Raw genomic sequence first — 9,817 nt, forward strand, 5'->3', positions numbered from 1 at the left:
GTACCAGTGCTGAGCTGAACCGGACAACCGGCCGGGGCGGATAGCCCCCCCGGCCGGTTCTCGGTGTCACATGCCTTGCTGCGAGCGCGCCTTGAAAGCCGCCTTGCGGGCCTCCTTGGCCACCTTCTTGTCGGGGTGCAGCCGCCCCATCGCTTCCAGGACGTCCGCGGTGGCGGGGTGCTCGACCCGCCAGGCCGCGGCGAAGAACCCGCTGTGCTGCTCGGAGAGCCCCTCCACCAGACCCTGGAGCTCGTCCGAGTTGCCCTCGGCGGCGAGCTGGGCGGCGATCGTGTCGATGGTCAGCCAGAAGACGAGCGCCTCGGAGGGCGGGGGCACGTCGGCGGCTCCGTGCTCGGCGAGCCACACCCGGGCAAGGCCGCCGAGCTCCGCGTCGTCGAGCACCTCGCGCAGGGCGGGCTCCGCCTCGCGGCCCACCAGCGAGAGCGCCTGCTGGCAGCGGAGCCGCCGCAGCGGCGCACCCTCGTCGCCGCCGCGCGCGGCGGCCAGCAACTCCCGCGCCGCGTGCAGCGGTTCGTGCCGGGCCAGCCACAGCTCGATCTCGGCCTGGGCGGCGGCCTGCGGGAACCCGGCCGTGCCTTCGAGCAGCGCGTCGGCGCCCTTGTCGGCGAGATCGCCGACCGCGGGGGCGTCCACGCCCGCCTCCAGCATGCGTGCCCGGATGCCGTACACGCCCAGCGGCGTCAGCTTGACCATGCCGTAGCGCGAGACGTCCTCGTCGTCGTCCGGGAGCGGTGCGTCGGCCTCGTCGATGTCCACCATGAGGGCCTCGTCGACCGGCTGGTACTCGACGAGCCCCAGCGGCTCGAAGAGCCGGAACTGGTCGTCGAGCTTCATCATCGCGTCCGACACCTGCTCCAGGACGTCGTCCGTCGGCTCGCCCATGTCGTCGGGCACGATCATCGACGCGGCGAGCGCGGGCAGCGGCACCGGGCCCTCGCCCGCCCCGGCGTCCCCGGCGTCCCCGGCGGTGAGCAGGTACAGGTTGCCGAGCACGCCGTCCAGGAAGTCCGCCTCCGCCTGCGGGTCCCAGCCGAGCTCCTCGAAGTCGATCTCGCCGTTCTCCTCCAGGACGTCCAGGAGGTTGTCCATGTCGGGCACGGTCGCGTCCCCGTACACGGTGTCCAGGGCGCCCAGCCAGACGCCGAGGATGTCCTGGGGGCTGCCGGACGTGAGCGCGGCGAGGTCCTCGCCCGCCGTCACCGTGCCCAGGGCGTCTGCTCCGTCAGGGCCCTCCGACTCGTCCGCGTCGGTGACATCCACCAGGCCCGTGTCGACGGCCACGCGCCAGGCCTCGCTCGCGTACGCGGCGGCGTCCGGGTCGTCCGCCGCCAGGCCCAGCTCCGCGGCGGCCGCGGGCAGCTGCTCCTCGATGAGCTCACCGCCCGCCCCGACGCGCGTCTCGGGCCCCGCCCAGCGGGCGAGCCGCGCGGCGCGGGAGAGCAGCGGCGTGGCGAGCGCGGCCCGCGCGAGTTCCGCTTCGGAGTGCAGCAGCACCGGCGGCAGGGTGGCGGGACTTACGGACATCGGCTGGTTCTCCTCCGAAGGATGGGGCCTCCCCTGCTCGGGCAATGCCGGGAGCCGGGGGAAGGGTCGGCTGGGCTGAAGCCTAGACGGATTTGGACCCATGCCGCCCGGTTCATGTCCCTGTCAGAAGACATACACGGTGAGAACACCCGCCGAACCTTGACAACTCCCCTGGTCACACAAGAGATTGACGCGCGTAGAGCGCCGGGCACCCGCCGGTTCGTCTCACCCGCTTCACGCGTACTCACCCCTCATATACGTACTCACCCTCATCCGGAGTCTCTCCATGCCGTACATATCCCGTACCACCCGGCCCGCCGTGAGATCCGCCGCCGTCTCCGCCGTGGTGGCCGCCGCGCTCGCGGCCGGTCTGCTCGCCGTGAGCTCGTCGTCCGCTTCCGCCGCCGGGGTGAGCGTCCACGACATCCAGGGCACCACCCGTCTCTCGCCCCTCGCGGGAGCGCAGGTCACGGACGTGTCGGGCATCGTGACGGGCGTCCGCTCGTACGGCTCGAAGGGCTTCTGGCTCCAGGACCCCACGGGCGACGGCGACCCCGCGACCAGCGAGGGCGTCTTCGTCTACACCGGCTCCGCCCCCCTGACGGTGAAGGCGGGCGACGCGGTCCGCGTCTCGGGAACGGTCAGCGAGTACGTCCCCGGCGGCGAGGCCTCCGGCAACCAGTCCCTGACCCAGATCACGAAGCCGACGGTGAGCGTCGAGTCGTCCGGCAACGCGCTGCCCGCGCCCGTCACGGTCACCGCCAAGACGGTGCCCTCCGCCTACGCGCCCGGGGGCGACCCCGCGAACGGCGGCGACATCAGCGCGCTGCGGCTGCGGCCCCGCTCGTACGCCCTGGACCTCTACGAGTCCCTGGAGGGCATGAACGTACGCGTGGGCACCTCGCGCGTGGTCGGCGCCACCGATCCGTACTCGGAGCTGTGGGTCACCGTGAAGCCGCACGAGAACCCCAGCAGGCGCGGCGGCACGGTCTACAAGTCCTACGACGACCAGAACACCGGCCGCCTCCAGATCCAGCAGCTCGCCCCGGTCTCCGAGCAGCCCTTCCCGAAGGCGAACGTCGGCGACGCGCTGTCCGGCGGCGCCGAAGGGCCGCTGGACTTCAACCAGTTCGGCGGATACACGCTGGTCGCCCGGACGCTCGGCAAGGTCACGGACAAGGGTCTTGAGCGGGAGAAGACACGGCGGCAGGCCAAGGGTGAGCTCGCCGTCGCGACGTACAACGTGGAGAACCTCGACCCCACCGATCCGCAGACGAAGTTCGACGCGCTGGCCGGGGCGGTCGTCTCGAATCTCGCCTCGCCCGACATCCTCGCCCTGGAGGAGATCCAGGACGACAACGGCGCGAAGAACGACGGGACGGTCTCGGCGGAGGCGACCCTGAAGAAGTTCACGGAGGCGATCGCCGCCGCGGGCGGGCCGCGCTACGAGTGGCGGTCCATCGACCCGCAGAACAACAAGGACGGCGGGGAGCCCGGCGGGAACATCCGCCAGGTGTTCCTCTTCAACCCCGAGCGGGTCTCCTTCACCGACCGCGGGCAGGGCGACGCGACGACGGGCACGGGGGTCGTACGTTCCTCCGGGCGCGCCGCGCTGACGCTCTCGCCGGGACGCGTCGACCCCGCGAACGCCGCGTGGACGGACAGCCGCAAGCCGCTGGCCGGTGAGTTCCGCTTCCGGGGACGGCCCGTGATCGTGGTCGCCAATCACTTCGGGTCCAAGGGCGGCGACGAGGGCCTGACCTCGCGGCACCAGCCGCCCGTGCGCTCGTCGGAGGCCAAGCGGATCCAGCAGGCGCAGGCCGTGAACGCCTTCGTGCGGGACGTGCGCAAGGTGCAGAAGAACGCGGACGTGGTGGTCGTGGGAGACGTGAACGACTTCGAGTTCTCGGCGACGACCGACGCCCTGGAGGCGGGCGGCGCGCTGAAGTCGGCCGTCAAGTCCCTGCCCCGCTCCGAGCGTTACTCGTACGTCTACCAGGGCAACACCCAGGTCCTCGACCAGATCCTGACCAGCCCCGGAGTGGGACGCGACTTCTCGTACGACAGCGTGCACATCAACGCGGAGTTCGCGGAGCAGAACAGCGACCACGATCCGCAGGTGCTGCGGTTTAGGCCGTGATCCCTTCCCGCCTCAGGCGTAGAGCCTGAGCAGCCAGTCGCGCCAGGCCAGTTCGGTGCCCTTGGGGTCCGCGTGCGGGGCGAAGTCGTGGATGCTCAGGCCCACGGGGGCGCCGAAGTGGTTGCGGCCGAAGAAGCGCAGCAGCGCGGTTTCGGTGCGCAGGCCGATGAAGTGCCTGCTGCGGAAGTCGATCATCGCGTCGAGGTGTTCTCCGGGGGCGTCCACGCGGACGCGGGCGCCCTCGGAGGCGTCGTCGGGCAGGCCCAGACGCCTGCCCAGCCTGGCGAAGGCGTCCGGGGCGGCGGCGGGGGCGGGGCCTTCGAGCGCCGTGAAGGTGACGGGGAGGCCCGGGAAGTACGTCAGGTACTGGCGCAGGGTGTGCAGGTAGAAGTCGGCGTGCTTGCCGGCCGCTTCGTGCCGGCTCTCCCAGTCGTCGGTGAGGATGCCGCTGTGGACGTAGCGGACCCAGGAGCGGCGGCCGCCGTCGCGCGGCTCGATGGTGTGGTCCAGCTGGTTGAGGGTCTGCCCCGGCGGCAGCCCGTCGGAGTTCTCGACCCGGCCGGTCAGACGGTGCGGCGGATCCCAGCGGGTGACCGTGCCGCCGGAGGGGGCGGCGCCGCCTTCCCGGGGTTCGTACTCCATGGGCCACAGCCAGCCGCCGGTGCCGGTGGTGAGCGCGTCCCAGACCTCGGCGGGAGAGGCGTCGACCTCGAACTCCCGCTCTATCTCGAACTCCTTGCCGGTGGCCATGGCGACTCCCTGGTGCTGCCCGGAGGGCCGAGGTCCCCTGCGCCCGCCCCCGCACGGAGATTCCACCGTCCCACCGCCCCATATTTTCGTCCAGGGCAGTCGGCCGCGGAGGCCGGGCGTCCGCCAGATGCGGAACAGGCGGGGCACTCGGCCGCCGGTACGCGCCGCAAGCGCGGCGCTCAGCGCTCCGGTCCGAAGCCGTACGCCAGGCGGTACGTGCCCTCTTCGGGCAGCCCCTCGCCGCTCTCCCACTCCGCGTAGTTGATCACCCGCGCGCCGTCCGTCGTCTCGTGGAAGTGGACGGAGATCAGCCCCGGCGCGGCCTGCGGCACCGCGTCACGATCCCCCTCGGTGATCACGACCGCACCGACCGCCCGGTCGTCACCGGCGGCCCGCGCCACCCCGTCCCGCAGCCGCGTCTTGTGCAGCCCGAGCCGCTCGATGCCCGGCACCGCCTCGTCGATCTCGGCGTTCCGCTCGTCCCTGCCGCGGGCGAAGAAGTCCTGGTACGCCTCCTCGTCCCGCCACTGCGAGCGGTGCGCCACCGTCGAGCCGTCCGCGCCCGTGTACACGGTGTATGACAGCAGGCCCTCGTGCGGCCACGGCCGGCTCGCCCAGGCTCCGGCGATCGCGTCGACCGTCGCCCGCTGCCGCTGCGGGGTGCCCGTGCTCCACGTACTGAGAAAGACGAGTCCGTCGTACGCGCCTGCCGGGTCGGGGAGGGTCGTGGCATCGGTGAACGTCTTCATGGTCTGCTCCTTCAGCGTGTGGGCGGGGCCTGGCCCGCGACCCACACACTGCTACCTCAAGCAAACTTGAGGTCAACCCGGGCGACGACGCCGTTCACGCCGGACGCCGCACCGCTACCCCTTCTCGTCCTCCGAGAGACGTGCCAGCTCGCCCTGGAACACGTCGAGCCGCGCCTGGAGGAGCGCCGCCTCGGCGACGAGTTCGGGCACCCCCATGGCCTCCGCGGGCGAACCGGGCACGGTGTCGGGGCGTGCCGCGGTGACCGTGAGCCCCTCCCCCGCGAGGCGGGCGAACTCGGTGAGCCGCAGCGCCATGCGCTTGCCCACGCAGGCGGCACACGCCCCCTCGACCACCCGCCACCCCGGCCTGCCCCACCCTGCGTCCGCGAGCACCGCGGCCCGCGCGCCGCAGCCGCACGGCCGCACCGTCACGGTGCGCACCCGCTGGCGTGCGTACCGGAAGCCGCGCTCGAAACGGATGTACGCGCCGAGGACCGTCACTTCGAGCAGCGCGGCCCCCCGGTGCTCGCCGGTGCACAGGAACGCCTCCGCCGCGGCGCGCTCGTGGGCGCAGTGGAAACCGCAGTCGCAGCGTCGGTGCGGGACCTTGTGCCGCCGGCCGTAGACGCAGCGGGCCGCGTCGAGCGCGCCGTAGGGCAGGGCCGCGCCCAGGGAGACGCCGGTGAACCCGGCCCTGGCGCCGTCGTGCGACAGCGCCAGGCGGGCGATCTTGTATCCGGTCGGCGGCTCCGTCGGGCGTTCCTCGGGGAGCCGCAGCCTCACCGGACTGCCGGGACTCCGGCCGCGGGCCGCTCGGCGGCGGGCTCTTCGGCCGCCGCCGTCCGTTCGGGTTCCGCCTGCGCGTGCCGCTCGGACTGTTCCTGCCGCAGCCGGTCCTGCGGGGTTTCCTCGGCGATCCCGGTGGCGAGTGCCTTGCCCAGCCTCATGACGCCTCCTGTGACCGGCCGCGCTGCCGAGCGGCCGTCCTGCGACTACCGACGCCCCCATGGTGGCCCATACGGGGGCGAGTTGGCACTAGTGCGCCGCTGTCCACTCTCCGCAACCTCGTAGCGCTCCTTTCTCATATCTCGTAGCAGAATTAAGTGGAGCTTCAGCGTCGGCGTACCGACACTGCCTCTATGACCCCTCCCTCAGCAACGCCTCCCCCTTTCGGCCGCGCCCTGTGCGCGATGGTCACGCCCTTCACGGCGGACGGAGTGCTCGACCTCGACGGCGCGCAGCTGCTCGCCGAGCACTTGGTGGCCGACGGCTGCGACGGCCTCGTGCTCTCCGGCACCACCGGCGAATCCCCCACCACGTCCGACGAAGAGAAGGCCGCACTCGTACGAGCCGTCGCCGAGGCGGTCGGCGACCGGGCGGCGATCGTCGCGGGCGTCGGCAGCTTCGCGACGCGGCACACCGTGGAGATGGCACTCCAGGCCGAAAAGGTGGGCGCGGACGGCCTGTTGGTGGTCACTCCCTACTACAGCAGGCCGCCGCAGGACGCCGTCGAGGCACACTTCCTGGAGGTCGCCGATGCGTCCGGGCTCCCGATCGCGCTGTACGACATCCCGGGGCGCACCGGAACCCGCATCGAACCGGAGACGATGCTGCGGCTCGCGGAACATCCCCGGATCGTCGCCGTGAAGGACTGCGCCTACGACCTGATGGGCACCCAGAAGGTCCTCTCGCGCACCGACTTGGCCTACTACACGGGTTGCGACGAACTCATCCTCGCGCTGTACGCGGTGGGCGGCGCCGGGTACATCAGCACGGTGGCCAATGCCGTGCCCCGGCACCTGCGCTCGATCATCGACGCGTTCGACGCGGGCGACACCGGCCGGGCCCGCGGGCTCCAGCACCAGGCCATGGAACTGATCGAGTTGACCATGGACGCGGGCCTTCCGGGCACGGTCACCTCCAAGGCGCTGCTCGGCGCACTCGGTCTGCCCGGCGGTCCCGTCCGCGCACCGCTGCGGCCCGCCGACCGCGAGGCGACCGACGGGCTGCTTGCTGCGTACGACGCGCTGCGGCAGGCGCAGCCGCCCGTGTCAGCGCGCGGCGAACAGGGGTGACCAGCGGCCCGGATAGGTCGCCGACGCCTTGCGGAAGTCGCTGAGCGGCACGGCCTTCTTGCTGCCGACGGTCACCAGCAGGAGCTGATTGCGGAACTCGCCCTTGCCGCCGCACTTGGCCGGGTCGCAGCCCCACGCGATGATCCGCTTGTTGTCGGCCCAGGCGAGCAGCTGCTGCCCCGGCACCTTCGTGATCTCCTTGCCGGTCCGCGGGTCGCGGATCGCCGACCCCTTGCTGTTGCCGTCCGTGGCGAGCAGCTTGCCGTCGGGCGACAGGCCCGCCTCGGGCCAGCCCGCGTACTTCTCGGCGGCGGGGGCCACGGCCTTGCCGCCCTTCAGCGTGTACCAGGCGCGGTTCTCGCCGTCCGCCCCCATCGCCAGCTGTACGTAGAGCAGCTTGCCGTCGTGGCTCCAGCTCAGGTCCTCACGCGGGTTGCCGTCGAAGAAACCGAACTCGTTCTTCTTCTGGGTCAGTTCGCGGAACGTTCCCGTGTCGCCCGACGCGGCGTCGACCACGTAGAACCCGGTCCGGCTGCCGTGCCCCTGGGGCTGGTCCTCCGGGCCGTCGCCGGGCATGTCGAACCGCCGGTCGGGATTCTTGCTGTACGCGGTGGCGACCAGCTTGCTGCCGTCGGGGGACCAGCTGACGCCCGCCACCGGGTGCTTGACCGGGATCCAGCGCTCCACCTTGCCGGTGATCAGGTCCAGGACGCCGATGCGCCGGGCGGGGAGTTCGCCCTCCAGGACGGCCGCGGTACGCATGCCGGGCGCGACGTCGATCCAGGCCCACTTGGCAGGAGCCTTCTCGTACTTTCCCGTCTTCTGGTCGAGCAGCCCGTAGGTGCGGGTGATGAGCCGGTCGCCGTTGGGCTGGTCCTTGGCCTTGGTCGTATAGAACGCGGCGAGCGCGGTGTTGCCCGCCGCGATCAGATCGCGCGGCGGCGACTGGTCGGGGTGGGCGATGACATCGCGGGTCTGGGCGTCGCTCGCCGGGCGTACGTCCTCGTCTTGGGAGTCCAGCGCGGGCACGGCCACCGCGGCGGCGAGGACCGCCGTCGTGGCGACCGCGATGCCCACGATGGTGCGGGTCCTGCGGCGCCGCCTGGCGGTCAGGACCCGGTCGGCGAACCCGGCCGGGGGCCGCACGCCGTCGTCCGCCTGCTCCCTCAGCGACTCGCGCACCAGCTCTTCCACGTTCACGGCTGTACCTCCACGGACGACACGGGCAAGGGGTCACGGGACGGCTGCCCGCCGGGGCCGGAGTCCGGTCCGTCGAGCGCCGCCAGCTCTGGGGCGAGGCCGCGCAGCTTGGCCAGCGACCGGTGCGTGGTGCTGCGCACGGTGCCGACCGAGCAGCCGAGGAGCCGGGCCACGTCGGCTTCCGGCAGGTCCTCGAAGTAGCGCAGAACCAGTACGGTGCGCTGGCGCGTGGTGAGCCGGGCGAGCGCCGCCCGCATCACGATCCGCAGCTCGGCGGCGCCCGCCCCGTCCCGTACGGCGCTCTCCGGCGGCTCGGCGACGGCCAGTTCGCGCCGCGGCCACTTCAGGCGCCAGCGGCTGACCTGCTGCCGGTAGAGGATCTGCCGGACGTACGCCTCCGGGTCGTCGATCCTGTGCCAGCGGCCCGCGGCCTTGACCAGTGCGTTCTGCAACAGGTCCTCGGCCGCGTGCCGGTCGCCGCCGCTGAGCAGGACGGCGGTCTTCAGCAGCGCCGGTGTCCGGGTCTCCACGAAGTCCCGGAAGCTCTCCTGGGCCTGGGCATCCATCGTCACCTTCGCTCCCCGGCGGGCCTGGTGCCCCCCTCACCCGGATAGACGGTCCGTGGCTCCCCCCGCTATGCCTGTGTCCGCGAATTCAGCCCGCGGCGGGGAAGCCGCCTGCCTTGGTCCAGGTGAGCCGGTCGGTGCCCCGGCTGAAGACGGCCTTCTTGCCGCCCGCGGCGACGGCGATCTTCTCCCAGCCGTCGAAGTCCTTCGTGAGGTGCGTGGCCCACTTCGTCAGCGGTCCCGTGGCGACGGCGGCGACCGACTCGGTCGGCGGCTCGCCGTCCGCGCAGTACACGCCGAAGTCCCCGAAGGCGGCGACCGTTCCGTCCTTGGCCTTGAGCGTGATCCCCTGGCAGGCGTCGGTCTCCGTCTTGTACACGAGGGCCGACTTGGACCAGCCCTTGGCCTTGGGGCTGTAGTCCTGCACGAGGAGCCCCTTGCCCTTCATGTAGTGCATCGCCACGCGCCGCCCGTCGGCGAGCTTGACCTGTGCGTTGAAAGGGCTGGGGCTGCCGCTCCAGGGGATGTCGCTCTTCTCCAGGGGGTAGCGGTGGTCACCGGTGGAGGCCCGGCTCATCTGCTGCGCGGCCCCGCCGCCGGCGTCCTTGCTCTGCCCGGCGCCCTCGCCGCACCCGACGGCAAGACCGAGTACCGCCACTCCGCTCAGGGCCATGGCCCGGATACCCGTTCGGTGCATGATGCTCTCCCCTCGTCCCACGCGGCCCGCGCACACGTGGCAGGGCAGCTTACGCAGGGCATGACACGAAGAGCGCCCTCCGGGAAGCCGGAGGG

At 72.2% G+C, this 9,817-nt stretch carries 10 protein-coding genes; 2 read left to right on the forward strand and 8 right to left on the reverse strand.

Annotated elements, in window-relative coordinates; genetic code table 11:
• Positions 1-66: 66 nt before the first annotated feature.
• Positions 67-1,545, reverse strand: coding sequence for a hypothetical protein (locus ACQKIP_RS30280; RefSeq protein WP_365853175.1), 1,479 nt, complete (start codon positions 1,543-1,545; stop codon positions 67-69).
• Between the two features lie 286 nt (positions 1,546-1,831).
• Here ACQKIP_RS30280 and ACQKIP_RS30285 point away from each other — a divergent pair, with 286 nt between their 5' ends.
• Positions 1,832-3,685, forward strand: a complete 1,854-nt coding sequence (locus tag ACQKIP_RS30285) for an endonuclease/exonuclease/phosphatase family protein (protein ID WP_365853173.1) — start codon at positions 1,832-1,834, stop codon at positions 3,683-3,685.
• A gap of 12 nt (positions 3,686-3,697) precedes the next feature.
• Here ACQKIP_RS30285 and ACQKIP_RS30290 read toward each other — a convergent pair whose 3' ends face one another.
• The 4 genes from ACQKIP_RS30290 to ACQKIP_RS30305 form a co-directional block, all read right to left on the reverse strand.
• Positions 3,698-4,435: an SRPBCC family protein gene (locus ACQKIP_RS30290; protein WP_365853171.1), complete on the reverse strand. Its 738-nt coding sequence runs from the start codon at positions 4,433-4,435 to the stop codon at positions 3,698-3,700.
• A gap of 179 nt (positions 4,436-4,614) precedes the next feature.
• Positions 4,615-5,184, reverse strand: a complete 570-nt coding sequence (locus ACQKIP_RS30295; RefSeq protein ID WP_365853169.1) for an antibiotic biosynthesis monooxygenase — start codon at positions 5,182-5,184, stop codon at positions 4,615-4,617.
• Positions 5,185-5,298: 114 nt separating this feature from the next.
• A complete protein-coding gene (locus ACQKIP_RS30300) occupies positions 5,299-5,967 on the reverse strand; it encodes a hypothetical protein (protein WP_365853167.1) in 669 nt (222 codons plus the stop codon).
• A complete protein-coding gene (locus ACQKIP_RS30305; RefSeq protein ID WP_365853165.1) occupies positions 5,964-6,131 on the reverse strand; it encodes a hypothetical protein in 168 nt (55 codons plus the stop codon). The genes ACQKIP_RS30300 and ACQKIP_RS30305 overlap by 4 nt, the downstream gene beginning before the upstream one ends.
• 192 nt (positions 6,132-6,323) lie before the next feature.
• Between ACQKIP_RS30305 and dapA the strand changes: the two genes are divergently transcribed.
• Positions 6,324-7,259: a 4-hydroxy-tetrahydrodipicolinate synthase gene (gene dapA / locus ACQKIP_RS30310; RefSeq protein WP_365853163.1), complete on the forward strand. Its 936-nt coding sequence runs from the start codon at positions 6,324-6,326 to the stop codon at positions 7,257-7,259.
• Here dapA and ACQKIP_RS30315 read toward each other — a convergent pair.
• The 3 genes from ACQKIP_RS30315 to ACQKIP_RS30325 all read right to left on the reverse strand — a co-directional run bounded on the left by ACQKIP_RS30315 (position 7,236) and on the right by ACQKIP_RS30325 (position 9,722).
• On the reverse strand, positions 7,236-8,459 hold the full coding sequence (locus ACQKIP_RS30315; RefSeq protein WP_365853161.1) for a WD40 repeat domain-containing protein: 1,224 nt from the start codon (positions 8,457-8,459) through the stop codon (positions 7,236-7,238). The genes dapA and ACQKIP_RS30315 overlap by 24 nt on opposite strands.
• Entirely contained in the window at positions 8,456-9,025 is a 570-nt protein-coding gene (locus ACQKIP_RS30320) for a SigE family RNA polymerase sigma factor (RefSeq protein ID WP_365853486.1), read from the reverse strand. Before ACQKIP_RS30320 ends, ACQKIP_RS30315 begins: the two co-directional genes overlap by 4 nt.
• An 88-nt stretch (positions 9,026-9,113) precedes the next feature.
• Positions 9,114-9,722 carry a hypothetical protein gene (locus tag ACQKIP_RS30325; protein WP_365853159.1) on the reverse strand — a complete coding sequence of 203 codons (609 nt, stop codon included), beginning with the start codon at positions 9,720-9,722 and terminating at the stop codon, positions 9,114-9,116.
• Between the last annotated feature and the right edge of the window lie 95 nt (positions 9,723-9,817).

Source organism: Streptomyces sp. NPDC059900 (assembly GCF_050270335.1).
Taxonomy (GTDB): Bacteria; Actinomycetota; Actinomycetes; order Streptomycetales; family Streptomycetaceae; genus Streptomyces.

What these genes read in the sequence shown, in the direction of transcription:
- ACQKIP_RS30305 (WP_365853165.1), bottom strand. Translation starts at nt 6,131, where the DNA reads ATGAGGCTGGGCAAGGCACTCGCCACCGGGATCGCCGAGGAAACCCCG.
- ACQKIP_RS30290 (WP_365853171.1), bottom strand. Translation starts at nt 4,435, where the DNA reads ATGGCCACCGGCAAGGAGTTCGAGATAGAGCGGGAGTTCGAGGTCGAC.
- ACQKIP_RS30325 (WP_365853159.1), bottom strand. Translation starts at nt 9,722, where the DNA reads ATGCACCGAACGGGTATCCGGGCCATGGCCCTGAGCGGAGTGGCGGTA.
- ACQKIP_RS30295 (WP_365853169.1), bottom strand. Translation starts at nt 5,184, where the DNA reads ATGAAGACGTTCACCGATGCCACGACCCTCCCCGACCCGGCAGGCGCG.
- ACQKIP_RS30320 (WP_365853486.1), bottom strand. Translation starts at nt 9,025, where the DNA reads ATGGATGCCCAGGCCCAGGAGAGCTTCCGGGACTTCGTGGAGACCCGG.
- ACQKIP_RS30285 (WP_365853173.1), top strand. Translation starts at nt 1,832, where the DNA reads ATGCCGTACATATCCCGTACCACCCGGCCCGCCGTGAGATCCGCCGCC.
- dapA (WP_365853163.1), top strand. Translation starts at nt 6,324, where the DNA reads ATGACCCCTCCCTCAGCAACGCCTCCCCCTTTCGGCCGCGCCCTGTGC.
- ACQKIP_RS30280 (WP_365853175.1), bottom strand. Translation starts at nt 1,545, where the DNA reads ATGTCCGTAAGTCCCGCCACCCTGCCGCCGGTGCTGCTGCACTCCGAA.